The sequence below is a fragment of the Serratia sp. CY27727 genome, assembly GCF_052169275.1.
Lineage (GTDB): Bacteria > Pseudomonadota > Gammaproteobacteria > Enterobacterales > Enterobacteriaceae > Serratia > Serratia sarumanii.
Genome location: NZ_JBJNLB010000002.1, coordinates 814,559 through 840,968, shown reverse-complemented (window position 1 = coordinate 840,968; position 26,410 = coordinate 814,559). Strand labels below are relative to the sequence as shown.

Annotated in this window: 28 protein-coding genes; 13 read left to right on the top strand and 15 right to left on the bottom strand. The window is 59.2% G+C overall.

The window, feature by feature from the left end; all coding sequences use genetic code 11:
• Nucleotides 1–182 precede the first annotated feature (182 nt).
• The 5 genes from ACJ8HB_RS08940 to cmoB all read left to right on the top strand — a co-directional run bounded on the left by ACJ8HB_RS08940 (nucleotide 183) and on the right by cmoB (nucleotide 3,942).
• Entirely contained in the window at nucleotides 183–761 is a 579-nt protein-coding gene (locus ACJ8HB_RS08940; protein WP_094859964.1) for a hydrolase, read from the top strand.
• Nucleotides 762–814: 53 nt separating this feature from the next.
• The gene (locus tag ACJ8HB_RS08935; protein WP_094859965.1) at nucleotides 815–1,630 is read left to right on the top strand and encodes a DUF72 domain-containing protein; all 816 of its coding nucleotides are present in this window, start codon (nucleotides 815–817) and stop codon (nucleotides 1,628–1,630) included.
• A gap of 102 nt (nucleotides 1,631–1,732) precedes the next feature.
• The gene (locus ACJ8HB_RS08930) at nucleotides 1,733–2,128 is read left to right on the top strand and encodes an MAPEG family protein (RefSeq protein ID WP_004932387.1); all 396 of its coding nucleotides are present in this window, start codon (nucleotides 1,733–1,735) and stop codon (nucleotides 2,126–2,128) included.
• A 102-nt stretch (nucleotides 2,129–2,230) separates the two neighbouring features.
• Nucleotides 2,231–2,974 carry a carboxy-S-adenosyl-L-methionine synthase CmoA gene (gene cmoA, locus ACJ8HB_RS08925; RefSeq protein WP_033634856.1) on the top strand — a complete coding sequence of 248 codons (744 nt, stop codon included), beginning with the start codon at nucleotides 2,231–2,233 and terminating at the stop codon, nucleotides 2,972–2,974.
• Complete coding sequence (gene cmoB / locus ACJ8HB_RS08920; RefSeq protein ID WP_033654405.1) at nucleotides 2,971–3,942, top strand: tRNA 5-methoxyuridine(34)/uridine 5-oxyacetic acid(34) synthase CmoB; 972 nt, start codon at nucleotides 2,971–2,973, stop codon at nucleotides 3,940–3,942. The genes cmoA and cmoB overlap by 4 nt, the downstream gene beginning before the upstream one ends.
• A 36-nt stretch (nucleotides 3,943–3,978) precedes the next feature.
• Here the strand turns inward: cmoB and ACJ8HB_RS08915 are convergent, their stop codons facing one another.
• From ACJ8HB_RS08915 to cutC, 3 genes are all read right to left on the bottom strand, one after another.
• Nucleotides 3,979–5,682, bottom strand: a complete 1,704-nt coding sequence (locus ACJ8HB_RS08915) for an FKBP-type peptidyl-prolyl cis-trans isomerase N-terminal domain-containing protein (RefSeq protein WP_094859898.1) — start codon at nucleotides 5,680–5,682, stop codon at nucleotides 3,979–3,981.
• Nucleotides 5,679–6,083, bottom strand: a complete 405-nt coding sequence (locus ACJ8HB_RS08910; RefSeq protein WP_033654407.1) for a hypothetical protein — start codon at nucleotides 6,081–6,083, stop codon at nucleotides 5,679–5,681. The genes ACJ8HB_RS08915 and ACJ8HB_RS08910 overlap by 4 nt, the downstream gene beginning before the upstream one ends.
• Nucleotides 6,084–6,511: 428 nt before the next feature.
• A complete protein-coding gene (cutC, locus tag ACJ8HB_RS08905; protein ID WP_033634860.1) occupies nucleotides 6,512–7,270 on the bottom strand; it encodes a copper homeostasis protein CutC in 759 nt (252 codons plus the stop codon).
• Nucleotides 7,271–7,371: 101 nt separating this feature from the next.
• On the opposite strand from cutC, the gene ACJ8HB_RS08900 reads away from it, so the two are divergent.
• Nucleotides 7,372–8,520 (top strand): MalY/PatB family protein, encoded by a 1,149-nt coding sequence (locus tag ACJ8HB_RS08900; protein ID WP_094859899.1) that lies wholly within the window; start codon nucleotides 7,372–7,374, stop codon nucleotides 8,518–8,520.
• Here ACJ8HB_RS08900 and ACJ8HB_RS08895 read toward each other — a convergent pair.
• Nucleotides 8,517–9,083 carry a VOC family protein gene (locus tag ACJ8HB_RS08895; protein WP_033647652.1) on the bottom strand — a complete coding sequence of 189 codons (567 nt, stop codon included), beginning with the start codon at nucleotides 9,081–9,083 and terminating at the stop codon, nucleotides 8,517–8,519. The genes ACJ8HB_RS08900 and ACJ8HB_RS08895 overlap by 4 nt on opposite strands.
• An 828-nt stretch (nucleotides 9,084–9,911) precedes the next feature.
• On the opposite strand from ACJ8HB_RS08895, the gene argS reads away from it, so the two are divergent.
• Nucleotides 9,912–11,642: an arginine--tRNA ligase gene (gene argS, locus ACJ8HB_RS08890; RefSeq protein ID WP_060418900.1), complete on the top strand. Its 1,731-nt coding sequence runs from the start codon at nucleotides 9,912–9,914 to the stop codon at nucleotides 11,640–11,642.
• Nucleotides 11,643–11,704: 62 nt separating this feature from the next.
• On the opposite strand, the gene murJ is transcribed toward argS, so the two are convergent.
• The 4 genes from murJ to rimJ all read right to left on the bottom strand — a co-directional run bounded on the left by murJ (nucleotide 11,705) and on the right by rimJ (nucleotide 15,501).
• Entirely contained in the window at nucleotides 11,705–13,240 is a 1,536-nt protein-coding gene (gene murJ, locus ACJ8HB_RS08885; RefSeq protein WP_033654412.1) for a murein biosynthesis integral membrane protein MurJ, read from the bottom strand.
• 106 nt (nucleotides 13,241–13,346) lie between these two features.
• The gene (locus tag ACJ8HB_RS08880) at nucleotides 13,347–14,267 is read right to left on the bottom strand and encodes a Gfo/Idh/MocA family protein (protein WP_041035483.1); all 921 of its coding nucleotides are present in this window, start codon (nucleotides 14,265–14,267) and stop codon (nucleotides 13,347–13,349) included.
• Nucleotides 14,260–14,907 (bottom strand): YceH family protein, encoded by a 648-nt coding sequence (locus ACJ8HB_RS08875; RefSeq protein WP_049232802.1) that lies wholly within the window; start codon nucleotides 14,905–14,907, stop codon nucleotides 14,260–14,262. The genes ACJ8HB_RS08880 and ACJ8HB_RS08875 overlap by 8 nt, the downstream gene beginning before the upstream one ends.
• 9 nt (nucleotides 14,908–14,916) lie before the next feature.
• Nucleotides 14,917–15,501, bottom strand: coding sequence for a ribosomal protein S5-alanine N-acetyltransferase (rimJ, locus tag ACJ8HB_RS08870; RefSeq protein WP_033638511.1), 585 nt, complete (start codon nucleotides 15,499–15,501; stop codon nucleotides 14,917–14,919).
• Between the two features lie 345 nt (nucleotides 15,502–15,846).
• Here rimJ and mdtH point away from each other — a divergent pair, with 345 nt between their 5' ends.
• The 5 genes from mdtH (at nucleotide 15,847) to ACJ8HB_RS08845 (ending at nucleotide 20,538) form a co-directional block, all read left to right on the top strand.
• On the top strand, nucleotides 15,847–17,052 hold the full coding sequence (gene mdtH, locus ACJ8HB_RS08865; protein WP_033654414.1) for a multidrug efflux MFS transporter MdtH: 1,206 nt from the start codon (nucleotides 15,847–15,849) through the stop codon (nucleotides 17,050–17,052).
• Nucleotides 17,053–17,125: 73 nt separating this feature from the next.
• Nucleotides 17,126–17,374, top strand: a complete 249-nt coding sequence (locus ACJ8HB_RS08860; RefSeq protein ID WP_033634870.1) for a hypothetical protein — start codon at nucleotides 17,126–17,128, stop codon at nucleotides 17,372–17,374.
• A gap of 127 nt (nucleotides 17,375–17,501) precedes the next feature.
• Nucleotides 17,502–18,149, top strand: a complete 648-nt coding sequence (grxB, locus tag ACJ8HB_RS08855; RefSeq protein ID WP_047571591.1) for a glutaredoxin 2 — start codon at nucleotides 17,502–17,504, stop codon at nucleotides 18,147–18,149.
• 32 nt (nucleotides 18,150–18,181) lie between these two features.
• Nucleotides 18,182–19,822: an ABC1 kinase family protein gene (locus ACJ8HB_RS08850; RefSeq protein ID WP_094859900.1), complete on the top strand. Its 1,641-nt coding sequence runs from the start codon at nucleotides 18,182–18,184 to the stop codon at nucleotides 19,820–19,822.
• 152 nt (nucleotides 19,823–19,974) lie between these two features.
• Nucleotides 19,975–20,538, top strand: a complete 564-nt coding sequence (locus tag ACJ8HB_RS08845; protein ID WP_004927555.1) for a lipoprotein — start codon at nucleotides 19,975–19,977, stop codon at nucleotides 20,536–20,538.
• A 56-nt stretch (nucleotides 20,539–20,594) separates the two neighbouring features.
• On the opposite strand, the gene yebF is transcribed toward ACJ8HB_RS08845, so the two are convergent.
• The 5 genes from yebF to cspE form a co-directional block, all read right to left on the bottom strand.
• The gene (yebF, locus tag ACJ8HB_RS08840; protein WP_033634875.1) at nucleotides 20,595–20,954 is read right to left on the bottom strand and encodes a protein YebF; all 360 of its coding nucleotides are present in this window, start codon (nucleotides 20,952–20,954) and stop codon (nucleotides 20,595–20,597) included.
• Nucleotides 20,955–21,024: 70 nt separating this feature from the next.
• Nucleotides 21,025–21,333, bottom strand: coding sequence for a N(4)-acetylcytidine aminohydrolase (gene yqfB, locus ACJ8HB_RS08835; protein WP_004927562.1), 309 nt, complete (start codon nucleotides 21,331–21,333; stop codon nucleotides 21,025–21,027).
• Between the two features lie 39 nt (nucleotides 21,334–21,372).
• The gene (locus ACJ8HB_RS08830; protein WP_047571590.1) at nucleotides 21,373–21,696 is read right to left on the bottom strand and encodes a YebG family protein; all 324 of its coding nucleotides are present in this window, start codon (nucleotides 21,694–21,696) and stop codon (nucleotides 21,373–21,375) included.
• A gap of 88 nt (nucleotides 21,697–21,784) precedes the next feature.
• Nucleotides 21,785–23,167 (bottom strand): ATP-dependent RNA helicase DbpA, encoded by a 1,383-nt coding sequence (dbpA, locus tag ACJ8HB_RS08825; protein WP_047571589.1) that lies wholly within the window; start codon nucleotides 23,165–23,167, stop codon nucleotides 21,785–21,787.
• A gap of 147 nt (nucleotides 23,168–23,314) precedes the next feature.
• The gene (cspE, locus tag ACJ8HB_RS08820) at nucleotides 23,315–23,524 is read right to left on the bottom strand and encodes a transcription antiterminator/RNA stability regulator CspE (protein ID WP_004927572.1); all 210 of its coding nucleotides are present in this window, start codon (nucleotides 23,522–23,524) and stop codon (nucleotides 23,315–23,317) included.
• Between the two features lie 246 nt (nucleotides 23,525–23,770).
• Here cspE and purT point away from each other — a divergent pair, with 246 nt between their 5' ends.
• Nucleotides 23,771–24,949 (top strand): formate-dependent phosphoribosylglycinamide formyltransferase, encoded by a 1,179-nt coding sequence (purT, locus tag ACJ8HB_RS08815; RefSeq protein ID WP_047571588.1) that lies wholly within the window; start codon nucleotides 23,771–23,773, stop codon nucleotides 24,947–24,949.
• Between the two features lie 34 nt (nucleotides 24,950–24,983).
• Here the strand turns inward: purT and ACJ8HB_RS08810 are convergent, their stop codons facing one another.
• Both ACJ8HB_RS08810 and ACJ8HB_RS08805 read right to left on the bottom strand, forming a co-directional pair.
• Nucleotides 24,984–25,229, bottom strand: a complete 246-nt coding sequence (locus ACJ8HB_RS08810; protein WP_033634881.1) for a YoaH family protein — start codon at nucleotides 25,227–25,229, stop codon at nucleotides 24,984–24,986.
• Nucleotides 25,230–25,299: 70 nt separating this feature from the next.
• The gene (locus ACJ8HB_RS08805) at nucleotides 25,300–26,301 is read right to left on the bottom strand and encodes a glycosyltransferase (protein WP_047571587.1); all 1,002 of its coding nucleotides are present in this window, start codon (nucleotides 26,299–26,301) and stop codon (nucleotides 25,300–25,302) included.
• Between the last annotated feature and the right edge of the window lie 109 nt (nucleotides 26,302–26,410).

The following is a 26,410-nucleotide window of genomic DNA, read 5'->3' as shown; positions in this document are numbered from 1 at the left end:
ACACAGCATTGTTACTGCACTAAATGGCGCGTTTTTGCTCGAATCAACACATCGGTTAACAAATTTCCCATTAACCTGCGACAGTTTTTTCACGTAGCCTGATTCTCCCCCGGTTTTGCGCCGAACGCAGCTCGCCCGGCGCGCCGATCAGTTTTTATCCACTTTGCAACGAGATGAAATCCATGCTGAAACTTGACGCCCAAACCACCGCTCTGGTGCTGATCGATTTGCAAAACGGCATTCTGCCCTACGCCGGCGGCCCGCACAGCGCCGACCAGGTGGTGGCGAACGCCGCCCTGCTGGCCGCCCGTTTTCGTCTGCTGGGCGCGCCGGTGCTGCTGGTGCGCGTCGGCTGGTCAAACTCCTTCGCCGAAGCGCTGAAACAGCCGGTGGACAAGCCGGCTCCCGCGCCCGCCGGCGGCTTGCCGGCCAGTTGGTGGGAGTTCCCCGCGCCGCTGGCGGTCTGCGACAGCGATATTCTGGTCACCAAGCGCCAATGGGGCGCCTTCTACGGCACCGATCTGGATTTGCAGCTGCGCCGTCGCGGCATCAAATCCGTGGTATTGGGCGGCATATCCACCAATATCGGCGTGGAATCCACCGCCCGCGCCGCCTGGGAGCATGGCTATGAGCTGGTGATCGCCGAAGATGTCTGCAGCGCGCAGAACGCGGAAATGCACCGTTTCGCGTTCGAACACATCTTCCCGCGTTTGGCACGGGTGCGCGACACCGGCGAAATTCTTGCCGCGCTCGAGCGGTAACGTTAAGTTGTAGCCTGATAAGCCAAGGACAAGTAAAGGAAGACGACGCCGTGATCTACATCGGACTGCCGCAATGGCAACATGCAGCCTGGAATCGCATCGGGCTGCGTGATTTGGCGGATTACAGCCGCTATTTCAACTGCGTGGAAGGCAATACCACCTTCTACGCGCTGCCGAAGCTGGAAATCGTGCAGCGCTGGCGCGACATGACCGGTGACGATTTTCGCTTCTGCTTCAAATTCCCGTCGGACATCAGCCACAAGGCCGCCCTGCGCAACTGCGCCGCCGAGCTGCAGGCGTTTTACCACTGCCTGAGCCCGGTGCATCAACGCATCGGCCAACTGTGGCTGCAGTTGCCCGCCGCCTTCGGCCCTGACGAGCTGCCGCGCATGTGGCAGTTCTTCGAAAGCCTGCCGAAGGAATTCACCTACGGCGTAGAAGTGCGTCATCCGGCGTTTTTCGCCAAGGGCGAGGAAGAGCGTGCGCTGAATCAGGGATTGCACCAGCGCGGCATCAATCGGGTGATCCTCGACAGCCGCCCGGTGCATCACGCCGCCCCCAACACCGCCGCCGTGCGCGATGCCCAGCAGAAAAAGCCGAAGCTGCCGGTGCACGCCCTGGTCACCGCCGACCAACCGCTGGTGCGCTTTATCGGCGGTGACCAATTGGCCGACAACCTGCGCTGGTTCGACGCCTGGCAGAAAAAACTGCCGCTGTGGCAGCAACAGCATCAGCCCTATCTGTTTATTCATACGCCGGACAACGGCGATTCGCCCCAGCAGGCGCAAAAAATTTGGCAGCAGCTACGGCTGGCGATCCCCGATTTGCCTGCGCCGCCGGACTGGCCAGAACAAGATGCACTGTTTTGACCTATTAATCTGACCAATAACATCAAATATTTCCCCGCGACAGTGAATACAATGACGGCTATGATGCTGGCTGCCAGTTTTGGTTAGGGAACGGAGTTAAAAATGGTAAGCGCGCTTTATGTGGTGCTCGGCGCATTGTTGTTGATCAAACTCTCTTATGACGTAGTCAGATTAAGGATGCAGTACCGCGTAGCCTATGGCGACGGCGGTTTCTACGAATTGCAGACCGCCATCCGCGTGCATGGCAACGCCGTTGAATACATTCCGATTGCTGCCGTCTTGCTGGTGATTATGGAAATGAACGGCGCGGAAATCTGGATGATTCACCTTTGCGGCCTGATGCTGATGGCCGGGCGACTGGTGCATTACTACGGTTTACGCAACCGCGAGGTTCGCTGGCGCCGTTCGGGCATGGCCGCGACCTATATCTCTTTGTTGTTGATGGTTCTGGCAAATATCTTCTATCTGCCCTGGGATCTGATTTTCAGCCTGCACTGATCTCGTTTTATCATCAGGCGGCCGCGCCGCCTGCTTCCGCTCCGCTTTTTTGCGCTTTTCTGTTAGACTACGCAGCTTCGAATTCTGAACTGATTTGCCGCTATGCCAAACCGCGATACCCTTTTTTCCGCCCCCATCGCCAAACTGGGCGACTGGACCTTTGACGAACGCGTCGCCGAAGTGTTCCCCGACATGATCCAACGCTCCGTTCCCGGCTATTCCAACATCATCTCGATGATCGGCATGCTGGCCGAGCGCTTTGTGCAACCCGACAGCCGGGTGTATGACCTGGGCTGCTCGCTGGGTGCGGCGACGCTGTCGATGCGGCGGAATATCAAGGTGCCCGGCTGCAATATCGTCGCCGTCGACAATTCACCGGCGATGGTGGAACGTTGCCGCCGCCATATCGATGCCTTCCGCGCCGACACGCCGGTCGATGTCATCGAAGCCGACATTCGCGACATCGAGATCGAGAACGCCTCGATGGTGGTACTGAACTTTACGCTGCAGTTCCTCGAACCGGCCGATCGCCTGCGTCTGCTGGAGAAAATCTATCGTGGCCTGCGCCCGGGCGGCGCACTGGTGCTGTCGGAGAAGTTCAGCTTTGAGGACGCTGAAGTCGGCGAGCTGCTATTCAACATGCACCACGATTTCAAACGCGCCAACGGGTACAGCGAGCTGGAGATCAGCCAAAAACGCAGCATGCTGGAAAACGTGATGCTCACCGACTCGGTGGAAGCGCACAAGGCGCGCCTGCAACAGGCCGGGTTCGAGCATGCCGAAGTGTGGTTCCAATGCTTCAACTTCGGTTCGCTGATCGCCCTGAAAGCGGGGGATGCGCAATGATCGAGTTCGGTGATTTCTATCAACGCATCGCCAAAAGCCCCCTCAGCCATTGGCTGGACACGCTGCCTGCGCAGCTGAGCGCCTGGCAACGCGAATCGCTGCACGGCAAATTCAAACAGTGGTTCAACTCGGTCGAGCATTTGCCGACGCTGACCCCAACCCGTCTCGATCTGCTGCACGGCGTGCGCGCCGAGATGGAGCCGGGCCTGTCGCCGGGCCAGCTTGAAGGCATCGAGAAAATGCTGCGCACCCTGATGCCATGGCGTAAAGGGCCCTTCTCGCTGTATGGCATCGATATCGATACCGAATGGCATTCCGACTGGAAGTGGGATCGCGTGCTGCCGCACATTGCTCCGCTGGCCGGCCGCACCATTCTCGACGTCGGCTGCGGCAGCGGTTATCACCTGTGGCGCATGATTGGCGCCGGCGCACACCTCGCCGTCGGCATCGATCCGATGCAGCTGTTCCTGTGTCAGTTCGAAGCGGTGCGCAAGCTATTAGGCGGCGATCAGCGCGCCCACCTGCTGCCGCTCGGCATCGAGCAATTGCCGGAATTGGCGGCATTCGACACCGTGTTCTCGATGGGGGTGCTGTATCACCGCCGCTCGCCGCTCGATCATCTGTATCAGCTGAAAAACCAGCTGGTGGCTGAAGGTGAACTGGTGCTGGAAACGCTGGTGGTGGAAGGTGATCGCCACCAGGTGCTGGTGCCGGGCGATCGTTATGCTCAGATGCGTAACGTGTATTTCATCCCTTCCGCCGAGGCGCTGAAATGCTGGTTGGAGAAGTGCGGCTTCGTCGACGTGAAGATCGCCGATATGTGCGTCACCAGCCTCGAAGAGCAGCGCCGCACCGACTGGATGACCAGCGAATCACTGGCCGAATTCCTCGATCCGAACGATCGCAGCAAAACGATCGAAGGCTATCCGGCGCCCCTGCGCGCCGTGCTGACCGCCAAAAAGCCCTAGCGCTCGCTAATCGGGCCGGCCTGGGCCGGCCCGACGTTACCCGTTGTTGACATCGACAATCCGCAGCTCATACACCATGGTCGCGTTCGGCGGGATCTGCGGCGCATAGCCCGTTTCACCGTACGCCAACGCCGGCGGCACCACCATCGTCAGCGAACCATGATTTTTCAGATGGCCGATCGCCTCGCGGAACAACGGCGGATAGGCAGAGAGCGGCTGTGACATCACCTTCCCACTGCGATCCATATCCTGAATCACGCTGCCGTCGGTTAAACTTTCCTTCACCACGATGTCCACCCGCGCGTTTTCCTTAATGGCTTCATCACCCGCATACTCGATGCGATACCAGAAACCGGAAGGCGACTTCTGCGTGCCCTTTTTCTTTTTAAACTCGGTGACGAACGCCTCGCCCTTGCTGGTTTGCACCTTCGCTGCCTGGTTCCGGGCGTCGTTCACCGCTTTTTCCGACTCCGCCAGCGCGCGGGTCAACTGCGCATCGCTTAACTGGTAATGGCCGTTGAAGGTATCGATCACGCCCGCCAGCAGCACGGTTTTATCGGGATTGATGCCCCAATTTTTACGCTCCGCCAGCATCGTTTGAATATCGCGCCCCAAAGCGACACCGGCAGCATAGCTCTGTTGCGCCGGCTTTTTCTCGAGCGCCTGCGCATCCGGCAGCCATTTGGCGCGAGAGCGCAGCCCATCCAGCTCCTCACGCAATGCCTGCTGCGTTTGGTTGGCGTCCGCTAGCGCCAATGCGTTTTTTTTCGCCTGCTCCGTCGTTTTCGCCAGTTGCAGCGTTGATTTTTCGCTTTCCGCCACCGCCGTTGCCAGCCGCTGCGCCAATGCCTTCGCCTGCTCGGTTTGCGTCTTGTTTTTTTCCTGTAGCTGCGCCAGCTGTTGCTGAAGTTCACCCGTCGCCTTGGCGGCTTCGGCCTTTTGCTGTTCCAGCGCCGTTTTCAGGCTTTTCTCTTGCCGCTCGGCCTGTTGGCGTTGTTCATCCAGCTCTTTCTGCCGCAGTGCCAGCTGCTGCCGAAGTTCTCCCGTCGCCTTGGCGGCTTCCGCCTTCTGTTGCGCCAGCTCAGCGGCGGCCGCTTGTTTGTCCTGCTCATAACGCTGGCGCGCTTTATCGTTGGCGGTCTGCGCCGCCGTCAGTTTCTCCTGCCAGGCGTTATCCGCCTGTTCAGGCAACGCCGCCAGCCGTTGTTCCAGCAAGGCGATACGCCGATCGCGCTCCTCGGTTTGTTGTTTTTCCTGCGCTAACGCTGCCTGCGCCTCGGCGATCTGCGCCTGAGCCTTGCGCTCCTGCGGCGTCAGGTTCAGCGCCCGTCGCACGCCGCTGGCGAAGTCGCTCAACGCGCTCAGATCGGGAGCAGCTGTCGGTTTATCGGCAGCCGTCAGTGACGACGCAACCCGCAACGCGGTCAGCTCCTGCTGCAGTGATTGAATAGCGGTTTGCTGTTGCTCCAATCGAGCCTCTTTCTCGCGCAGCGTCTTTTGCAACTGCGCCAGTTGCTTTCTCTGCGAGCTCGTTTCACGCGGTTGAACCGGCCGGGGCGCCGGCTTTTGGGTTTCCCGGGAGGGAGTAACCGCGGCGTCAGCTGCCGGTGCGTCCTGCCGCTGGTAGCGCTCGGCGAACTGCAGTAATGCCGGCACATCGTCATCCGCTGCGGCCATCGCTGGCGCAAACGCCAGCGGTATCATCAGGCTCAGTAATGCCTTTCTCGCACGAGGGGTCATTGGGCGCGCTCTCCGCGCTCAGCCAGGCCGGTCATCATGGCAGAACTGATGTCTGCGCACAGACGGCTGGTGCGATAACGATACAGGGCGTCGACGGTTTCCTGCGTGCCCGTGTTGACCCGCTGGCGTACCCCGGCATACTGCGCGGCGCCGCCCATCAAGGTATCGAATTCACGTTTGAATTTTTGGTATTTTTCGTTATCCATGCCGCGCATGGCATCCAACTCGCGCTGGCACTGCTGTATACGCTCGGCTTCACGCTGCCGCTTGTCTTGTTCCGCAATGTCTTCTGCGCTGGGCGGCTTACTTAATGTAGAAACAGGCCGCTTGGCGGTCTGGCACCCGCTCAGGGTCAAGGTCAGCAAAAGCGCAGCGGTCAAACAGTGTGCCGTTCGGGTCATTATCGTTATCTCCTTGTTAAGTCCGCCGCCAACGCGCTCCGCGGCTGCATCGACGGCTCTCCTCATTAATGCTGTGATGTTCCGGCCATAGGCCGGCGATGAACGGGTATGAAAATGCAGACGTGGCGATGAGCGGCAGAGCGCAAATCATTCACCACGAAAATGCATACCAAAAAATCATTTAATATTATGATATTTAAAGGATTTTAACTCACAAACTTATCAGCAGGGCATGATGAGCGCAAGAAGAGATGGGGGGCAGTGCGACAGAGAAACAGCGTGAAACGGGCACCGCGTCTTCGCAAGACATAAAAAAAGCCCCGGCAAAACGCCGGGGCCTGGTACTTGCGTGATCGCCGAGGGCTCAGTGACACGCAAAGGGGTCTTACGGCCCGGAAACCGGTTGTCAAACGCGGTTAGCTGCGTGTTTATGCGCTTTGCGCCAGGGGATCAACCAAGGCCAGCGCGTTTTTCATCGCCTCCACCATTTCGCCATCCACGCAATAATGGCTAAATTCGTCAAACTCGTTATCGGAGCACATGGTGACGCCCGCCTTGCGGTAACGCATGGTCGACGGCACCAGGTGACCGGAAGAGCTGTGCAGTTCATGCAGGCCAATATCGACAAACTTGTGCAGATTGCTGAGGCGCACGCCGGCACCCGCCATGATTACCGGGCCCTGACTGGCCTGGCGCAAATCGCGCAGCAACGGCAGGCCCAGTTCGGCGCTCTGCTGCTGGCCGGAGGTCAAAATGCGCGCCACGCCCAGCTCGCTCAGTTGCTCCAACGCCACCATCGGGTTCTGGCACATGTCGAACGCGCGATGGAACGTCACCGCCATGCCCTCGCACAGCCTCATCACTTCGCGCATGCGCGGCAGATCGATGTGCCCTTCTTCGTCCAGCATGCCAACCACTACGCCGGGGAACCCCATCTCGCGGATCTGGCGGAGATCCTGTTTGATCACCTCGAAATCCACCGCGCCGTAGCAGAAATCGCCACCGCGAGGGCGAACGATCGGATGCACCGGGATCGAAACCCGCTCGCGCGCCAGACGCAGCGTGCCATAGCTCGGCGTCAATCCCCCCTCGCTCTGGCTGGCGCACAACTCAATGCGATCGGCGCCCGCCCGTTCGGCCGTCAGCGCGCAGTCGACGCTAAAGCAACAAACTTCCAGTTTTATCATTGTCACCCCCAGATAACGGCCAACATACGGCGGCAATTGTTCATTTCTTCATTTCTCACGTAGGCTCATGCATAGGCATAAACCGGCTCAGGGTTGTAACTATGGCATTCAATTTTGATCAATGGGTAGACCGCAGTCACAGTGACAGCGTTAAGTGGGATAAATATCGCGACCGCGACATCATCCCGCTTTGGGTCGCCGACAGCGATTTCACCTCACCGCCGGCGGTGATCGAAGCCTTGCAGCGGCGCGTGGCGCACGGCGTATTCGGCTACACTCACCCATCCCCTGATCTTATTGAGGTTTTTACCCGCCGCATGGTAGAGCGCTACGGCTGGCACATCAAGCCTGAATGGATCATTTTCCTGCCTGGGCTGGTGTGCGGCCTGAATTTGTGCGTGCGCGCCTGCACCGAAGGACATCAGAGCACACTGGCCCCCTCTCCCATTTATCCGCCGTTTCGCAAAGCGGCCAAATTCGCCGGGCGCGAGCACCTCGCGGTGCCGCTGCAGGCGACCGGCCAACGCTGGGTGCTGGATTTTTCCTCGCTGCATGATCGGCTGAGTGGCAACGAGAAACTCCTGTTGCTGTGCAACCCGCAGAACCCCGGTGGCACCGTTTATCGCCGGGATGAGCTGTTGCAGCACCATCAGTTCGCTCGCGAACACGATTTAATCGTCTGTTCCGATGAGATCCACTGCGAACTGCTGCTTGAGCCCGGCGTGCGGCATATCCCTTTCGCCACCCTGAATGACGATGCGGCCCAACGCAGCGTGACGCTGATGTCGCCGTCAAAAACGTTTAATCTCGCCGGGCTCGGCGCCTCGATGGCGATCGTTCCCAACGAAGCGCTGCGACAAAAGCTGAAACGCGCGCGCAGCGGTATCGTGCCGGAGGTCAATCTGTTGGCGCTGGTGGCGGCGCAGGCGGCTTATCAATACGGGCAACCCTGGCTGGATGAGCAGTTGATTTATCTGCGCGCCAATCGCGATCGGCTGATAAAGCGTATCAACGCCATGCCGGGTTTGACGTTGCTGCCTGTCGAGGCCACTTACCTGGCCTGGATAGACTGCAGCGCGTTGCCGGTGGATAACCCGCATCAGTTCTTCGAACGTGCGGGCGTTGGGCTAAGCGCCGGTTTGGACTTTGGCGATCGGCACTTTGTGCGGCTTAACTTTGGTTGCCGATGGGCCCTGCTCGATGAAGCGCTCGATCGCATGGCGCGAGCCTGTGCGGCACTGCCTGGCTAACCTTGTTCGCTGGCGACGATGTCTCGAATGGAATAAGGATGAAACTTGATCGTGACCGTTCCGTCGGTGATGGCCAGCGTCGGGTTCGGCAGTCGTTCGCCCTCGCCTTTTGGCGAGCTTTGCTTCAGCTTGATCCCCGGTGCCAGCAACGCTTCATCGGCCAGGTGGCTCAACGCCCGGGCGTACAGCGTCTGCGGATCGCCACTGAGCACTAATTCAACGTGTTCCCAGCCTTCGTGCGGATAGCGTTTCTCCCCCGGATACGGCAGTTCGATGCAGTCTATCCGCCACGGCCCAACGGCCAGTGGCTGAGACAAATCGAACAGACAGATAGGTCGCCCGTTGATCATCGATTCGGACAGCAGTGTCCCGCACTGCATCAGCCCCTGGCGCCAGCGCTCGGCGGTGGCGTTCTGGTGACAGCGCAGAGAGATGTGATCGGCGGTAAACGCGGACAGATCAAGCCGCAATTTGGCGGCAAATTGGTGCAACGCCTGTTCGAAACGCGGCAGGTCGAGCTTCAGATCGTCAAGCTCGGCAATGGCCTGCAAGGGAGTGGTCATAGGAACCTCAAAACAACGGGGCGCAAAGTTAAACGCCGTAATTTACACGCTGGCGACAGCGCTCGCCAGCGTTGCGAGGTTTTTCGGCGGCAGTTCAGCATGATTTTTGGTTGCGGGCACGGAGAATAAAAGCCGGATTTTTATTAAGGTGGCAGCTTATTAAATCAACGGAAAAATAAAAAATAAGATTTTTCGCAAGACATTATACCTTTTCTTTATGACGCTATGATTTAAGTTATTTTGCACAAAATCCTCTGCAGGCCATTGGTCAAGCCGATTGAATCGCTGGGTTTAATCAAAACGACTCACTTATCAATGTCGCACAAATCCGCAATCACAACCCATTGTAAAAGAAGAAAATAAAACGCATTAATTGATTAAAAGCTAAGGATTATCTTAATTTAACCCCAGACAATTGATTCACCAAGACAACTCGGCTACTTTGGAGGAAATTTAAATTCGAGATGATCATTATGTTATTGCTGACGATATCCTTGGTGTTGATAATTATCGCCGTATACGCCATCTACCGTCATTTCAAATCACGCAGCGTCAACACGCTGGATGCCGGTCGCCGCAATAAAAAGCGCTAGCTTCGCAACTCTCCCCTCCGTACATTCTGTTCAGCTCATTCTGCTTTTCACCTTCCGGCAATCAACGCGCCGCACCCGACAACTGTTTCATCGCAGCGGCCGCGCCAACTGCTGACGGACTCCGTCAGATCGGTTACAATTGCAGGCTGTTTTGTGGCGGTCGCCCATCGCGCCCGCCACCGTTGAATCCCACAGGGGCTGGCTTCAGCCCCTCGTTCGTCATTAAGGTAACCCGGTGAATATTCAGGTTCTTCTTTCAGATAAAGTCAGCCAGGCGCTGATCGCCGCTGGCGCGCCAGCCGATTGCGAAGCGCAGGTCCGCCCTTCCGCCAAGGCGCAGTTTGGTGATTACCAGGCCAACGGCGTGATGTCCGTCGCCAAAAAGCTGGGCATGCCGCCCCGGCAGCTGGCGGAAAAAGTGGTGCAACTGCTGGATCTCGGCGACGTCGCCGGTAAAGTGGAAATCGCCGGTCCCGGCTTTATCAACATTTTCCTGAACAGCGACTGGGTCGCCCGCCAGGCCGACCAGGTGCTGAACGCACCGAAACTGGGCATTGCGCCGGTTGAGCCGCAAACCATCGTTATCGACTACTCCGCGCCGAACGTGGCGAAAGAAATGCACGTCGGCCATCTGCGCTCCACCATCATCGGCGACGCCGCGGCGCGTACCCAGGAGTTTCTGGGCCATAAAGTGATCCGTGCCAACCACGTCGGCGACTGGGGCACCCAGTTCGGCATGCTGATTGCCTACCTGGAAAAAATGCAGAACGAAAACGCCAGCGACATGGGCCTGTCCGATTTGGAACAGTTCTATCGCGAAGCCAAGAAGCATTACGACGAAGACGCCGAGTTCGCCGAGCGCGCGCGCGCTTACGTCGTGAAGCTGCAGGGCGGCGATCAGTACTGCCTGAAAATGTGGCGCAAGCTGGTCGACATCACCATGGCGCAAAACCAGCTGACCTATAACCGCCTGAACGTCACGCTGACCGAAGACGACGTGATGGGCGAAAGCCTGTATAACGCGATGCTGCCGGGCATCGTCGCCGATCTGAAAGCCAAAGGGCTGGCGGTGGAAAGCGAAGGCGCCACCGTGGTGTTCCTCGACGAATACCAGAACAAGGACGGCGATCCGATGGGCGTCATCATCCAGAAAAAGGATGGCGGCTATCTCTACACCACCACCGATATCGCCTGCGCCAAGTACCGCTACGAAACCCTGGGCGCCAATCGCGTGCTGTATTACATCGACTCCCGTCAGCATCAGCACCTGATGCAAGCCTGGACCATCGTGCGCAAGGCCGGTTACGTGCCGGGGTCCGTCTCGCTGGAACACCACATGTTCGGCATGATGCTGGGCAAAGACGGCAAGCCGTTCAAAACCCGCTCGGGCGGTACGGTGAAGCTCTCCGATCTGCTGGATGAGGCCATCGAACGCGCCGAACAGCTGATCGCCGGCAAAAACCCGGACATGCCGCAAGACGAAATGAAGACCGTGGCCCGCGTGGTCGGCATCGGCGCGGTGAAATACGCCGATCTGTCGAAAAGCCGCACCACCGACTATGTCTTCGACTGGGATAACATGCTGGCCTTCGAAGGCAATACCGCGCCTTATATGCAATACGCCTATACCCGCGTGGCATCAGTATTCAAGCGCGCCGGGATCGACGAAAGCAGCCTGACGCTGCCGCTGACGCTGACCGAAGAGCGTGAAATTGCGCTGGCTACCCGCCTGCTGCAGTTCGAAGAGGTGCTCACCACCGTCGCGCGTGAAGGCACGCCTCACGTCATGTGCAGTTACCTGTACGATCTGGCCGGCTTGTTCTCCGGTTTCTACGAGCACTGCCAGATCCTGAACGCCGACAGCGAAGAAGCGCGTCAGAGCCGCCTGAAGCTGGCGCTGCTGACCTCGAAAACGCTGAAAACCGGTCTGGATACGCTGGGCATCGAAACCGTCGAACGCATGTAAACCGCACCGCGCGGAAAGCAAAAAGGTCGCCTGGGCGACCTTTTTTTGTTCTTGCTTTCGGCTCAGGCGGCGCGGCGCGCAAAGTCGCGCGGGCGGAAGCCCAACCCTACCAGCACGCCAAAGTAGGCCACCACACCGGCCACCACCACCGCAGCCAAACGCAGCAAACGTTCCAGCATATTGCCCTGATCCCAGGCCGGCATCAGCCACATCACGCCAATCAGCACCGCCGACATCACCAGCACGGCGATCACCAGCTTGGTGAGGAACAGCGCCCAACCCGGCTGCGGCTGGAAGATCTTCTGCTTGCGCAGCTGCCAATACAGCAGCGAGGCGTTCAGGCAGGCCGCCAAACCGATCGACAGCGCCAGGCCGGCATGCTTCAGCGGGCCAATAAACGCCAGGTTCATCACCTGCGTCATAATCAGCGTGATGATGGCGATCTTGACCGGCGTTTTAATGTCCTGCCGCGAATAGAAGCCCGGCGCCAGCACTTTAACCACGATCAACCCCATCAGCCCAACCGAGTAAGCCACCAGCGCGCGTTGCGTCATCGCCGCGTCAAAGGCGCTGAACTTGCCGTACTGGAACAGCGAAACGGTCAATGGCTTGGCCAAAATGCCGAGCGCGATGGCGCTCGGCAACGCCAGCAGGAAGCACAGACGCAGCCCCCAATCCATCAGGCGCGAGTACTCGTCATGGTTGCCGCTCGAGAAGCTTTTGGCCAGCGACGGCAGCAGGATGGTGCCCAAGGCCACGCCCAGCACGCCGGAAGGAAACTCCATCAGGCGGTCGGCGTAGTACATCCAGGACACCGAGCCGGACACCAGGAACGAAGCGAAAATGGTGTTGATGATCAGCGAGATTTGGCTGACCGACACCCCGAGGATCGCCGGCCCCATCTGGCGCATCACTCGCCAGACCCCGGCATCGCCCAGCTTGAGGCGCGGCAGCACCAGCATGCCTATCTTGCGCAGATGCGGCAGCTGATACCCCAGCTGCAGCACGCCGCCCACCACCACCGCCCAGGCCAGCGCCAGCACCGGCGGGTTGAAATACGGGGCGGCGAACAGCGCGAAACCGATCATGCTGACGTTAAGCAGCGTTGGCGCAAAAGCCGGGATCGAGAAGCGGTTCCAGGTATTGAGGATCGCCCCCACCAGCGACGCCAGTGAGATCAACAAAATATAGGGGAAGGTGATGCGCAGCAGCGCCGACGTCAGGGCAAACTTGTCGGGCGTATCGGTAAAGCCCGGCGCAGTAATGTAAATAACCCAGGGCGCGGCCAGCATCCCCAGCACCGTCACCACCGCCAGCACCAGCGTCAGCAGCCCGGAGACATAGGCAATAAAAGTGCGCGTCGCCTCTTCACCCTGCTGGCTCTTGTATTCGGCCAGGATCGGCACGAAGGCCTGCGAAAACGCCCCTTCGGCAAAGATACGGCGTAACAGATTCGGGAGTTTGAACGCCACGAAAAAGGCGTCCGTTGCCATGCCAGCCCCGAACACGCGCGCGACGATCGCATCGCGGGCAAAGCCCAACACCCGCGAAAACATCGTCATCGAGCTGACGGCAGCCAAGGATTTGAGTAGGTTCATGTGGTTGTCTGATAGGTACCGTAAATATCAACGCCTGCAACAGCAGGCGTCAGTGAAACAATCGGCTCAGTTTACGCATCCGGAAAAGAATAGCTACCGCCATATGTTACATAGAGTTATCCCGCAGCAAACGCTCGACCACCCGCTGGGCGGCCAGCGCCTGTTCGCCGCCGGTTTCCGGCGCGCTCTGGTTGGCGACGGCATCAAGGAAATGCCGCACCGCACCGTCGAAGCCGCGTTGCACCAGCGTGCTTTGCCAGCCCGGCACCGGCTGCTCCAACTCGCCCTGCGCATCTTCACGCAGCCAGTGGCGCATATCGGTCAACTGATACAGCGCGCCGTCGGTCACCGCCTGCACGCTTTCGCGCTGGCTGCCGCCGCGGCGATGCATACTGGTCGTCACCTGGGTGTCGCCGCAGGCGAAGTGATGCTCGGCGTACAGCATTTCACCGGCGGCGTTGGCGCGCAGGCTGCCGCTCAGCAGTTGCTCCCGCCCGCCCGCCAGCCACAGCGCAGTGTCCACCACGTGCAGGTAATCATCCAACAGGGTAAAACGCAGATCGTGCGGGCCGACGCTGTCCGCCCGATGTTTATCCATGCGAATGGAGGCCGGCTGGTTCATTTGCTGTTTGAGCTGCCGGTAAAGCGGCGCGAAACGGCGGTTGAACCCTACCATCAGCGTTTTGCCTCGCCGCTCGGCCTGCTCAAGCAGCTGCTCGCCCTGCTCCAGCGTCTCCGCCAGCGGTTTATCGACGTAAACGTGCACGCCGCGGTTCAGCAGCTCGCCTATCACCGAAAAATGGCTGGCGGTGCTGCTGTGAACAAAGACCGCATCGCACTGTTCGGCCAGGCTGTCCAGACGGGAGAAACAGGCCATACGGTAGCTGTCGCACAGCGGCTGGGCTTTTTGCTGATTGGGCGAAAAACCGCCCACCAGCGTCCAATCCGCCGCCTGGCCAAGGATTGGCAGATACGCCTTCTGCGCGATACTGCCCAACCCCACCACGCCTACACGCAATTTAGTCATTCGCATCCCTCGCCAACAGCTGTTGCAACTGCCGTTTCAGCTCCGCCACTTCGCTTTCCAATGCGCTGACTCTGGCGCTCAGTTCGCCGTCGTCCTCAGCGTCGAACGCCGCCGGCGGCGCTTCATCAATCGGGCCGCTGAACAGATGCATGAACCGGCTTTCGCGCTTGCCCGGCTCACGCGCCAGGCGCACCACGAACGGGCCATCTTCGCGCGTGGCCAGTTGCTGCAGCACCTGTTCGACCTCGCTGACATCGCTGAACTCGTGCATCCGATTGGTGCGGGTGCGCAACTCGCCCGGCGTTTGCGCGCCGCGCAGCAATAAGGTGGCGATCACCGCCAGTTCGGCGGGCGAGAGTTTCAGCTGGCCGAACTCGGAGTTGCAAAACCGCTGTTCGTACTTCACCACCCGGTTGCCGAACCCGCTGAGGGTGCGCAGGAAATGTTTGCGCAGCAACAGATCGAGCAGTTGCTGCACTTCGCTTTCGCTCAGGTCCATCACCGGTTCGCGGTTGGTTTTTTGGTTGCATGCCAGCGTAATGGCATTCAGCGAAAGCGGGTATTGATCCGGTGTCGTGACCTGTTTTTCCAACAGGCAGCCGATAACCCGGGCCTCTCTGGCGTTCAATTCATATTTCATCGTTTGGCCTCAACGTGGGGGTAGCCACTCTTTATTGGTGTATGCCGTCAAAACGTGGTCTTGCCACTGGCCGTCGATCAGCAGGTAATCCTTGGCGTAACCTTCGCGTTCGAATCCCAGACGCGTCAGCAATGCGCCGCTGCGCTGGTTGTGTGGCATATAGTTGGCCATGATGCGGTGCATGCGCTGTTGGCGCAGCATATAGCGGATGGCGGACTGCAAGGCTTCGAACATCAGCCCTTGCCCCTGCCACTTTTCCCCCAGCGAATAGCCGAGGAAACAGGCATGAAACGAACCGCGCAGCACGTTGCTGAAGTTCGCCACGCCGCGCACTTCCTGCTCTTCTGGATCGAGCAGGATAAAATAGTAGGCGCTGCCCTGCTTTTGCATTTCGGTGATCATGCCCAGACGCGCCTGCCAGCCGGAAGGATAACAGTGGCTTTCGTCGCGCACCGGCTCCCAGGGTTTGAGAAAGGCTCGGTTCTCGGCATAATAATCCGCCAGACGGTAGGCATCCCGTTCATTCACTAAACGGACCACCATCCGGTCGGTTGTAAGACGTACTTTTGGCGATGCAGAGCGATAGCCGAACATCATTTCCCCCGCAGTCAAAACGGTTCGATAAGAAGTATTTATTGGGAAGCCGCGTGGATAATTATCCGGCGCCGACCTGATGCCATGACTTTATTTTGCCAATAGCGCCTCAGAACCGCACTTCCCCGCATTCAATATAACCGTAGCCCGCCCCCGAGGTAAAATCCCGGTCGTTCAGTAAATCGCCGAATACGCGTTTTACGGCGTTTTTCCGCTCATTTTGCAGCACAGGTAACACCTTGACGATAAAAAAATATTATCTATACGCCCCCTGTCGCCGTAGGGGAATTGGGTAGAGAATGGAGGCGTTGTTCCCCCCTCTTTCTTTATTGCTCATGGTGAAGCATGTCTCTGGTGTCGCAAGCACGCAGCTTGGGTAAATATTTTCTGTTGCTCGATAACCTGCTGGTGGTTTTAGGCTTCTTTGTCGTTTTTCCGCTTATTTCGATCCGCTTTGTCGATCAATTAGGATGGGCGGCGCTGATCGTCGGCATCGCGCTGGGTTTGCGGCAGCTGTTGCAACAAGGGCTCGGCATCTTTGGCGGCGCCATCGCCGATCGCTTCGGCGCCAAGCCGATGATCGTCACCGGCATGCTGCTGCGCGCCGCCGGTTTCGCCACCATGGCGATGGCCGATGCCCCCTGGATCCTGTGGTTCTCTTGCGCGCTGTCCGCCCTCGGTGGCACGTTATTCGATCCGCCGCGCACCGCTTTGGTGATCAAGCTGACCCGTCCGCACGAACGCGGCCGTTTTTTCTCGTTGCTGATGATGCAGGACAGCGCCGGTGCGGTGGTCGGCGCGCTGATCGGCAGTTGGCTGCTGCAGTACGACTTTCACTTTGTCTGCTGGGTTGGAGCGGCGATCTTCGTGCTGGCCGCCGGCTGGAACGCCTGGCTACTGCCGGCTTATCGCATCTCTACCGTGCGCATACCGATGAAGGAAGGCATGTTGCGGGTCCTGCGCGATCGCCGCTTCCTCACCTATGTCCTGACGCTGACCGGTTACTACATGCTTGCGGTGCAGGTGATGCTGATGATGCCGATCGTGGTCAACGAAATCGCCGGTTCACCGGCGGCGGTGAAATGGATGTATGCGATTGAAGCGGCGCTGTCGCTATCGCTGCTCTATCCGCTGGCGCGTTGGGGAGAAAAACACTTCCGGCTAGAACAGCGCCTGATGGCGGGCCTGTTGCTGATGACGCTCAGCCTGCTGCCGATCGGTCTCGCCACCAGCTTGCAGGGTGTATTCACGCTGATCTGCTGCTTCTATCTGGGATCGATCATCGCCGAACCGGCGCGCGAAACGCTGAGCGCTTCGCTGGCCGATCCGCGTGCGCGCGGCAGCTATATGGGCTTCAGCCGCCTCGGCCTGGCGCTGGGCGGCGCGTTGGGTTATACCGGCGGCGGCTGGATGTACGATACCGGCCGGACGATGAACATGCCGGAGCTGCCCTGGTTGCTGCTTGGTGCAGTAGGCTTCGCTACGCTGCTGGCGCTGTACTGGCAGTTCAGCCCGCGGCGCAGTGCGTCGATGATGCTGCGCGGCGGTTGACGCCATAGAAATCCGGCCGAATCGGCAACAGCTGCTATCCTGTTAGTAAAAACACCCACAGGAGCCCGTCGGCATGAGTGAAGAAGCAAAATTACCGCAACTACTCGAACATATGATACTGAACTTGCGCATGATTTATGCGCGCGCCACCCTGGTGGAGAAGGCGCTGGCCCATATCCTCGCCAGCGACGCCGGCCTGAAAAACGATATTATCAAACAGCTGCAGGTCGTCACCGCCGCCAACGAACGTGACCGAATCGATCTGGATGAAGCTCGCATTCACCTGATCGATGTGCTCAACTCAGTACCGGCCAAGAAATAACGCCCCCTGGCCCGCGCCGATGCGCGGGCAATTTCGCAATAACGCACCATCCAACACACGCACGTCAAGACAGCCTCGATAAGCTGTGGTAACTATTGCTGTTAAAACCTGACAACCCGGAGCAAGCATGAAACTGTTTATTTACGATCATTGCCCATTCTGCGTGAAAGCCCGCATGATTTTTGGCCTGAAACGTCTGCCGATTCGCCTGGTCACGTTGCTCAACGACGATGAAACGACTCCGTTTAACCTGATCGGCCAAAAAATGGTGCCTATCCTGGTCAAAGACAACGGTGAAGCGATGCCGGAAAGCCTGGATATCGTGCGCTATGTCGATGCTCTGGACGGCAAGCCGGTACTGACCGGCCGCACCAACCCGGCCATCGCCGAGTGGCTGCAGCGGGTGGGCGGTTACAGCGCGAAATTGTTGTTGCCGCGAATTGCGCATGCCGATTTCGAAGAGTTTGCCACCGACAGCGCCCGCCGTTACTTTATCGATAAAAAGCAGGCGTCAATCGGGGATTTCGCCGAGCATCTCGCCAATAGCGCCGATCTGATCGCCCAGTTGGAAGCCGATCTGCAAGCGCTGTCGCCGCTGATCGTCTCCGCCGACGCGGTGAACGGCGAACTGTCCGAGGACGATATTCACCTGTTCCCGCTGCTGCGCTCATTGTCGATCGTCGCCGGGGTTGCGCTGCCGGATAACGTGGAAGCCTACCGCAACCGCATGGCGCAGCGCAGCGAGGTGCCGTTGCTGCTGGATATGGAACAATAACGTTTGAGCAACCAAAAGGATATGGCGTACTGATGCTGAAAATGGTGCTCGCCACCGCTCGCGATCGGGCGCGGCTGAAGGAAATTACCTCCGTTCTGATTCGTTATGGTCTGCAAGACGTTCTGCGTCTGCTGGGTCTGGGGGCTTTGCTGCGCGGCGCCCGCGCTGGATCCGCCCAACAGGACGCCCAAACCCTGCCTGAGCGGCTGCGCGAAGCGCTCGAGGCGCTGGGGCCTACCTTCGTCAAATTCGGCCAGATCCTGGCCACGCGTTCCGACCTGCTGGATCCGGCCTGGACCGACGAACTGGATCGCCTGCACAGCCGGGCGGCAGTGTTGCCATGGGAAACGCTGGCGCCACAGATCGTTGCCGACTTGGGTGGCGAACCCGAGCGGCTGTTCGCCGAATTCGATCGCACGCCGCTGGCGGCGGCGTCGATGGCGCAAATCTACCGCGTACGCCTGCACAGCGGCGAACAGGTGGTGGTGAAAGTGCTGCGGCCCGGTCTGGCGAAAACCATCCACGCCGATTTGCGGCTGCTGGCCTCGCTGGCGGAAACCGTAGAGCAGCAGAGCCCGGCGCTGGCGCGCTATCGGCCGCGGCAGATGGTCAGAGCGCTGGCGACGGCGCTCAATCATGAACTGGATTTGACCCACGAAGGGCATAACTGCGACCGCGTCGCCGGGATGTTCGCCCATCAACCTGACGTCGTCGTGCCCAAAATCTATTGGCAATGGTCTTCCCCGCGCCTGTTAGTGCAGGAATACCTACCCGGCACCGCGCCGGAAAACCCTCAGCAGCTGGCGGCGGCGGGCTTTGACGGCCCGCTGCTGGCGCAACGCGGCGCCCGCGCCTTTATGAGCATGGTACTGGAGCATCGGCTGTATCACGCCGACCCTCACCCCGGCAACGTCATGGCGCTGAGCGGTGACCGCGTCGGCTTTATCGACTTCGGCATGGTGGGCCAGCTGTCCGAGCGGCGGCGCAACCAGTTGCTCCTGCTGCTGCAGGCCATCGCCGATCGTCAGTCCGAAGGCATCGTCAACACGCTGATCGCCTGGTCGGACAGCGAACCGCTGGATTTGATGGATCTGGAGCTGGCGGCGCAAAACTTTCTCGACAAACAGGCCGCCGCCACTCTGACCTTGGGCAAGGCCCTGACCGACCTGCTGGTGATGGCGCGTGAGCACCAACTGGCGCTGCCGCCCGATCTGGTGCTGCTGTTCAAGGCGTTAATCACCGCCGACGGCGTGCTGCACCGATTGGATCCGGCCTTCGACATCGTCGCCACCCTCAAACCGATGCTGCAACAAACGGTGCTGCAACGCTATGCCCCGGGCGCCGTGCGCCAGCGGCTGTTGGCTCTGGGCGGGGAAGCGCTCGACGCCGGAGAAGAACTGCCGCAAACCCTGCGGCTATTGGTTCGCCGTCTGAAACGCGGGCAGCTCAATGCCGATATCAACGTCAGGAACCTCGGTCAGTTGAGCAAAGCGCTGGAGCGCGCCGCCGTCACCCTGGCCATCGCTATCGTCACCGCCGCTTTTGCCCTGGGCCTGGCGCCTTATCTGATGCATTCTTCGCTGCGGCTGTGGGGCATTCCGCTGTTCCCGCTGTTGGGGGGCGCTGCCTGCCTGGCCGGCGTGGCGCTCTTGGCGCTGCGATTGCGGCGTTGACGCTTTCGGCGTTATCCGATAGGTGTCGCCCGCTTTTGCGCGCACTATCCCCTGCACATCGCCGCCTGCCGTTTTCAGGGGCAGGCGGAACGTTTATAATGATTAATCAATTATCTGCAGCACTTTTCGCCAGCAGTCGCAATGAGGCATTAATGAAGAAGATCCTGATGGGCGCAGCCGCCCTGCTGTTCGCCGGCGTATTGGCCGGTTGCAATCAACTGACCCAGTACACCCTGAGCGAGCAGGAAGTGAATGATTACCTGCAGAAACACAACGACTATCAGAAGCAGATCGGCGTGCCCGGCCTGGTGGACGCCAACATCGTACTGACGCAGCTGCAAAGCCAGATTGGCCGCAGCGAGCCGGGCAAGGTCACCCTTTCCGGCGATGCCAAGGTCAATATCACGTCGATTCTCGGCCCGCAGGCGGCGGATCTGAAGCTGACGCTGAAAGCGCAGCCGGTTTACGACCGTGCACAGGGCGCCATTTACCTGAAAGACATGGAACTGACCGATTACAGCGTGCAGCCGGAAAAAATGCAGACGGTGATGAAAGCGCTGACGCCATATCTGAATCAGTCGCTGAAGTCTTACTTCGACCAAAAGCCGGCTTATGTGCTGAATCCTGACAACAGCAAAACCGAAGCGCTGGCGAAAAAACTGGCGAAGGGATTGGAAGTGAAACCGGGTGAGTTGGTGATCCCGTTTAGCGACTGACCGCCTCTTGATGCATCAAGCCCGCCGCCAGGCGGGCTTTTCATTGCGGAAAACGATTACTGCGGCGCGCTGTAGGCGATCTCGCCGGTGTTGCAGTTGAGCGTCACGTTGTAGGTTTTATCCGCTTTGGTGCCACGCACCGTCAGCGGCACCTGCCACACCTGATCCTTGCCGGTGATGGCATCCGGGCTAACCCAGGCGATCGGGGTAGCGGTGCCCAGCAGTTTTTTGTCCGCCTCCCAGCGCGTGATGCGGTTCTGCAAGAAGTCGCGCTTGACCTGGGCGGCGATATCCGCCGGCTGCAGCCCCGCACACTGCCCCACCTTGGCGCTGCGTTGCTCTTGAACCTGCGCCCACACCGCAGTCGATGCTCCCATCATGGCCAACAAGGCGATAGCCAAAGCCGTTTTTTTCATGTCTCCTCCCGTTGTGATTAGCGCTATCCGGGCGCCCATCCCTGGCTCACAACAGGGTTTCGGCAAAGGGTTACCGTTTGACGAACTCGATGACAAACAGCGCATCCAGACCCGGATAGATTTCCTTGATCACCTGCTTCAGTTCGCCGAGCGACATGTTCTCCTGCTGTGCATGGCGTTCGGTCAGCGCATCCAGGCGCACCGGCGTTACCGACAGCACTTCGATAAAGCAGAAAAATACGCCGTCTTCATTGCGGCTTACGCGCAATACCTCGCCCGGTTCGAAGTGCGACTCACTGGCATCCCGAATGGTGATGGTTTTGCGCCCCGCCAGAATGTCTTGCTCAAAGCGGCTGAAGAAAGTTATTTCACGGCTCATTTTAGATCCTTTTTCATCACAACACCGCAACATAAGCCATTATGCCGCTTGCTTTTCTGACGCAGATCCCTCTTTTGAGTTAGAGACTGCTTTTTTCGCTTTCGCTTCCGTCGGTTTCTTGCCGGTTTCCGCCGGTGATGCGCCGCGCAGGATCAGCCCCAGCGCATCCTTATTCTCCGCCAGGAAGAAGCTCAGCCCTTCGCGCTGTTCGTCATCCAGGTTCAGCGGTACCTGTCGCAACCACTCTCCGAGGTTATCCGCCAAATCCAGCATTTTGTCGTAGGCGTCGGCTTCTTTCTTGCTCGCGAAAGTCATTTTTTCCTCACCGTTTCTCACCACCACATATTTAACTTCAACCGCCATGCGTGCGTCCTCAAATGCTCAAATACCTGTAAATATATACAGTATAAATAGATAGTGGCGGGAAGGCAAACCGCCGCCCGCCTTCGGCTTATTTCAGCAGCCGCACCTTGCAGCTCTTGCCTTTGATTTTGCCCTGTTGCAGCTGTTGCAGCGCCTTGCGTGCGCTGGCTTTACGGATCGCGACGTAGGCATGCACCGGGAACATGTCGATCTTGCCCACTTCCGCCGCCGTCAGCCCGGCATCGCCGGTCAGCGCGCCGAGGATATCGCCGGGGCGAATCTTCGCCTTGCGGCCGCCGTCGATGCACAGCGTCACCATCTCCGCCTCCAGCGAACCGTTGGCGGCTCCGCTCAGCTCGGACACCGGCGCCCAATCGACGGTCATCTGCAGGTAGTCTTCAATCGCATGCGCCCGCACCATTTCCTGCGGCGTGCACAGGCTGATCGCCAGCCCGCTCATGCCGGCACGGCCGGTACGGCCAATACGGTGCACGTGCACTTCGGGATCGAACGCCAGTTCGTAGTTAACCACCAGCTCCAGCTCTTTGATGTCCAGCCCGCGAGCGGCAACGTCGGTCGCCACCAGCACCCGGCAACTGCGGTTGGCGAAGCGCACCAACACCTGGTCGCGATCGCGCTGCTCCAGATCGCCATGCAGCGCCAATGCGCTGATGCTGCGGGCCTCCAAAGCCTCAAGCACCGTCTGACAATCGCGTTTGGTATTGCAGAACACCACGCAGGACGCGGGTTGATGATAACGAATGGCTGACACCAGCAGCGCCGGGCGCTGATCGCGCGTGGTCTCATAGAAGCGTTGTTCGATGGCGGTCTGCGCTTCGTCATCGTCCACTTCGACGCTCAGCGGCTGGCGCTGAACGCGTTCGCTGATGCGTTCGATACCCGCCGGATAGGTGGCAGAAAACAGCAGCGTCTGACGCTGCGGCGGCGTGTAGCTGATCACATCGTCGATATCGTCGGCGAAGCCCATGTCCAGCATGCGGTCGGCCTCATCCAGCACCAGCACCTTCAGCTCGTCCAGCAGCAGCGTTTTCTTGCGCAGGTGCTCCTGAATGCGCCCCGGCGTCCCCACCACGATGTGCGGCGCGTGCACCAGCGAATCGAGCTGCGGCCCCATCGGTTGGCCGCCGCACAGCGTCAGGATTTTGATGTTCTGCGTGAAGCGCGCCAGGCGACGCAGCTCTTTGCTCACCTGATCGGCCAATTCGCGGGTGGGACAGAGCACCAGCGCCTGCGTGGCGACCTGAGCGACGACGATATTATTCAGCAGACCAATGCCGAACGCCGCCGTTTTGCCGCTGCCGGTTTTCGCCTTGGCGCGCACGTCCCGCCCTTGCAGAATGGCGGGCAACGCGGCGGCCTGTACCGGCGTCATTTTGGCGTACCCCAGTTCGTTGAGGTTGGCCAACTGTTCGGCTGGCAGCGGCAGGGAAGAAAAAGAAACTGTGCTCACGGCGATAACTCTTATATGACGAATGGAATGGCGGCGCGCCCGCAGGTTGGCGCCGAATCAGCGGCAAATGATAACAGAGATGGGCGGCGTTACGGGCAGCGGGCATAAAAAAACCCGCCGGCGGCGGGTTTCTTGGCGGCTCCGTCGTTAAATGGCGACGACGTTGGCTGCAGCAGGGCCACGTTGGCTGTCCTGGATGGAGAACTCAACCTGCTGGCCTTCAGCCAGGGTCTTGAAACCATCGCTAACGATAGCGGAAAAATGAACGAAAACGTCTTTAGAACCGTCGGCAGGCGTGATGAAGCCGAAACCTTTGCTTTCGTTGAACCATTTAACGTGACCAGTGATCTTGCTCATTTGTGTTTCCTTTACTTGATAAACCTGCCTTGACGGCACGAGACGCGAAAACCATGCGATATGTGGGCTTTCTTTCGTCGTCGGTTATTAACGCATAATCGCCCATGCAGGGCAAATATTTCTGCTTGTTATAAAAACAGTAAGTTAGCAACAAACTTGGCGCACCGGCTGCGCACGCAATCGTTTTCGTATATACTGCCCGCCGATCATCAATCCGCTTACTTTCACCGATCCAGGTACGAAACTATGTTAACGATTGGAACCGCCCTGCGCCCTTCCGCCACCCGCGTTATGTTGCTCGGCTCCGGGGAGCTGGGTAAAGAAGTCGCCATTGAATGCCAGCGCCTCGGCCTGGAAGTGATCGCCGTCGATCGCTATCCCGACGCCCCCGCCATGCACGTGGCGCACCGCAGCCACGTCATCAATATGCTGGACGGTGACGCGCTGAAAGCCGTTATCGAACAAGAGCGGCCGGACTATATCGTTCCCGAAATCGAAGCGATCGCCACCGCCATGCTGGTCGAGCTTGAACGCCAGGGCCACCGCGTGGTGCCCTGCGCCGAAGCCACGCGCCTGACCATGAACCGTGAAGGCATCCGCCGTCTGGCGGCGGAAGCGCTTGGCCTGCCCACCTCCAGCTACCGCTTTGCCGACAGCGAGGCGACTTTCCGGCAGGCGGTCGAGCACATCGGCTACCCGTGCATCGTCAAACCGGTGATGAGTTCTTCCGGCAAAGGACAAAGCCTGATCCGCACGCCTGAGCAACTGCAAAGCGCCTGGGATTACGCCCAACAGGGCGGCCGCGCTGGCGGCGGCCGGGTGATCGTCGAAGGGCTGGTAAGATTTGATTTTGAAATTACGTTGTTGACCATCAGCGCCGTGGACGGCGTACATTTCTGCGCGCCGATCGGCCATCGTCAGGAGGATGGGGACTATCGCGAATCCTGGCAGCCGCAGAGCATGTCAGCCGCGGCGTTGAGCCGCGCTCAGGCTATCGCGGAGAAGGTGGTGAAGGCCTTGGGCGGTTTCGGCCTGTTCGGCGTGGAGCTGTTCGTCTGTGGTGACGACGTGATCTTCAGCGAGGTGTCTCCGCGGCCGCACGATACCGGCATGGTCACGTTGATCTCACAGGATCTGTCCGAGTTCGCCCTGCACGTTCGCGCGTTTCTCGGATTGCCGATTGGCGCCATCCGCCAGTTCGGCCCTTCCGCTTCGGCGGTGATCCTGCCCCAGCTGACCAGCAGCGATGTGCGCTTCAGCGGCCTGGAACACGCGCTGCGCGGGCACAGCCAGCTGCGCCTGTTCGGCAAACCGGAGATCGCCGGGCAGCGTCGCCTGGGCGTGGCGCTGGCGACGGCGGACACGACGGAACAGGCAGTGGAGCAAGCGAAACAAGCCGCCGCAGCCGTGGCGGTCAACGGCTGATACTCACGGGGCCGCTTGCGCGGCCCCGATAACGTCAATAGTCTTCGTCTTCTTCAGCATCGTCATTCCGCGACGCCTCCGGGGCGGCCTCATGCTGCTCGTCTTCATCATCGTCATCGAACAGTACCGCAACCTGAGCGCCCTGATGCTTCTCGCGAATTTCCTGCGCAACGCGAGCAATGGCTTCACCGCTGCTCATGCCCTGCTCCATCAGTTGATGGATGCGATCCGCCGCTTCCTGCTGCTCCGCGTGACTCAGTAATGGCATACCTGCATGCATGTGTCGTTTTCTCCGGCAAAAGGGAGAAGGAGTATACGCGCTAACGCGGCGGATCCCAACGTCTTGTGGCTCAGGCCGGTTGCGAGCAGCCGTTATCGCTGCGCCACTGCTTCAGCCGATGCCGCCACAGCATGACATGCCACCCCTGTTTCAGGCCGCGCGCATTGGCGAACATCGCTCTGTCGATGCCGCGCTGATAGAACTCTTCGGTGATTTGACTCTGGGCAGCCGGATCCGGCTCACGACGAATACTGTGGCAAATGCCCAGCGCTTCGCGGGTGATTTGCCAATGGAAAGCCGGGCGAATGGCGACAGTGCCGGCATAGCGCCGGTTGAGCCGCTCCAGCATCTCGACGATTTTCATATAGTGGCGTTGATAATCCACGTTCGCCTGACCGGTGCGACGACGGTTGCTGATCGATTTGTCGTGCACCCGTTGACGGTACAGCGGCGTGCTTAAATATTTGACCCGTTTGGCATTAAACATGACTTCCGTTGTCCAGGGAATATCCTGGTGATGCAATCCCGGCTCGAAATAAAGGCGATGCTGGCGAATAAAGTCGAAGCGATATATTGCCAGCCATACAACGTGAATAAACTTTCGCGATTTCAACGCACGTTCAAACCACTGTACGCCGGTGATAACGTCGGTGGTGCGCAAACGCGCCTCGGGAAAAATCGGCTGCAATTCATCCTGGCTGGTGAAATAGCGTTCGCCATTGCATTGCATCACGTCTAATTGGTGTTGTTCCGCCTGTTCCAGCAGCGTGGAATACATGTCCGGCGCCAGCACATCGTCGGCATCGGGAAACGCCACATATTTGCCTCGGGCAACGGCGAGCCCGGCATTGCGCGCGTTAGAAACACCGACATTGGCTTGATCGATCACACGAATATGCGGATGCGCCGCCGCGTAACGGTGTGCGATCTCCCCCGAACCGTCGGTGGAACCATCGTTAACGATGATCACCTCCAACCGCTGCTCACGCTGGGCCAGCAGCGAGGCCAGGAAAGGCTCCAATAATTCCCCCGCATTGTGCATCGGGACGATCACGCTCAGCATTAACGACATAGGCAGCTCTTTAAGGATAATGTAACAAAATAATAATTTTACTTTTCTAAAAGACGCATAGGGTTCAGCGCACGCTGAAATAGCGTGACGCCTGCAAATTCCCGCAGCG

Bases quoted from the DNA above. Each gene is read 5' to 3' on its own strand.
- ACJ8HB_RS08940 (WP_094859964.1), top strand. From the start codon at position 183: ATGCTGAAACTTGACGCCCAAACCACCGCTCTGGTGCTGATCGATTTG.
- ACJ8HB_RS08930 (WP_004932387.1), top strand. From the start codon at position 1,733: ATGGTAAGCGCGCTTTATGTGGTGCTCGGCGCATTGTTGTTGATCAAA.
- cmoA (WP_033634856.1), top strand. From the start codon at position 2,231: ATGCCAAACCGCGATACCCTTTTTTCCGCCCCCATCGCCAAACTGGGC.
- cmoB (WP_033654405.1), top strand. From the start codon at position 2,971: ATGATCGAGTTCGGTGATTTCTATCAACGCATCGCCAAAAGCCCCCTC.
- ACJ8HB_RS08915 (WP_094859898.1), bottom strand. From the start codon at position 5,682: ATGACCCCTCGTGCGAGAAAGGCATTACTGAGCCTGATGATACCGCTG.
- ACJ8HB_RS08910 (WP_033654407.1), bottom strand. From the start codon at position 6,083: ATGACCCGAACGGCACACTGTTTGACCGCTGCGCTTTTGCTGACCTTG.
- cutC (WP_033634860.1), bottom strand. From the start codon at position 7,270: ATGATAAAACTGGAAGTTTGTTGCTTTAGCGTCGACTGCGCGCTGACG.
- ACJ8HB_RS08900 (WP_094859899.1), top strand. From the start codon at position 7,372: ATGGCATTCAATTTTGATCAATGGGTAGACCGCAGTCACAGTGACAGC.
- ACJ8HB_RS08895 (WP_033647652.1), bottom strand. From the start codon at position 9,083: ATGACCACTCCCTTGCAGGCCATTGCCGAGCTTGACGATCTGAAGCTC.
- murJ (WP_033654412.1), bottom strand. From the start codon at position 13,240: ATGAACCTACTCAAATCCTTGGCTGCCGTCAGCTCGATGACGATGTTT.
- ACJ8HB_RS08880 (WP_041035483.1), bottom strand. From the start codon at position 14,267: ATGACTAAATTGCGTGTAGGCGTGGTGGGGTTGGGCAGTATCGCGCAG.
- ACJ8HB_RS08875 (WP_049232802.1), bottom strand. From the start codon at position 14,907: ATGAAATATGAATTGAACGCCAGAGAGGCCCGGGTTATCGGCTGCCTG.
- rimJ (WP_033638511.1), bottom strand. From the start codon at position 15,501: ATGTTCGGCTATCGCTCTGCATCGCCAAAAGTACGTCTTACAACCGAC.
- mdtH (WP_033654414.1), top strand. From the start codon at position 15,847: ATGTCTCTGGTGTCGCAAGCACGCAGCTTGGGTAAATATTTTCTGTTG.
- ACJ8HB_RS08860 (WP_033634870.1), top strand. From the start codon at position 17,126: ATGAGTGAAGAAGCAAAATTACCGCAACTACTCGAACATATGATACTG.
- grxB (WP_047571591.1), top strand. From the start codon at position 17,502: ATGAAACTGTTTATTTACGATCATTGCCCATTCTGCGTGAAAGCCCGC.
- ACJ8HB_RS08850 (WP_094859900.1), top strand. From the start codon at position 18,182: ATGCTGAAAATGGTGCTCGCCACCGCTCGCGATCGGGCGCGGCTGAAG.
- ACJ8HB_RS08845 (WP_004927555.1), top strand. From the start codon at position 19,975: ATGAAGAAGATCCTGATGGGCGCAGCCGCCCTGCTGTTCGCCGGCGTA.
- yebF (WP_033634875.1), bottom strand. From the start codon at position 20,954: ATGAAAAAAACGGCTTTGGCTATCGCCTTGTTGGCCATGATGGGAGCA.
- yqfB (WP_004927562.1), bottom strand. From the start codon at position 21,333: ATGAGCCGTGAAATAACTTTCTTCAGCCGCTTTGAGCAAGACATTCTG.
- ACJ8HB_RS08830 (WP_047571590.1), bottom strand. From the start codon at position 21,696: ATGGCGGTTGAAGTTAAATATGTGGTGGTGAGAAACGGTGAGGAAAAA.
- cspE (WP_004927572.1), bottom strand. From the start codon at position 23,524: ATGAGCAAGATCACTGGTCACGTTAAATGGTTCAACGAAAGCAAAGGT.
- purT (WP_047571588.1), top strand. From the start codon at position 23,771: ATGTTAACGATTGGAACCGCCCTGCGCCCTTCCGCCACCCGCGTTATG.
- ACJ8HB_RS08810 (WP_033634881.1), bottom strand. From the start codon at position 25,229: ATGCATGCAGGTATGCCATTACTGAGTCACGCGGAGCAGCAGGAAGCG.
- ACJ8HB_RS08805 (WP_047571587.1), bottom strand. From the start codon at position 26,301: ATGTCGTTAATGCTGAGCGTGATCGTCCCGATGCACAATGCGGGGGAA.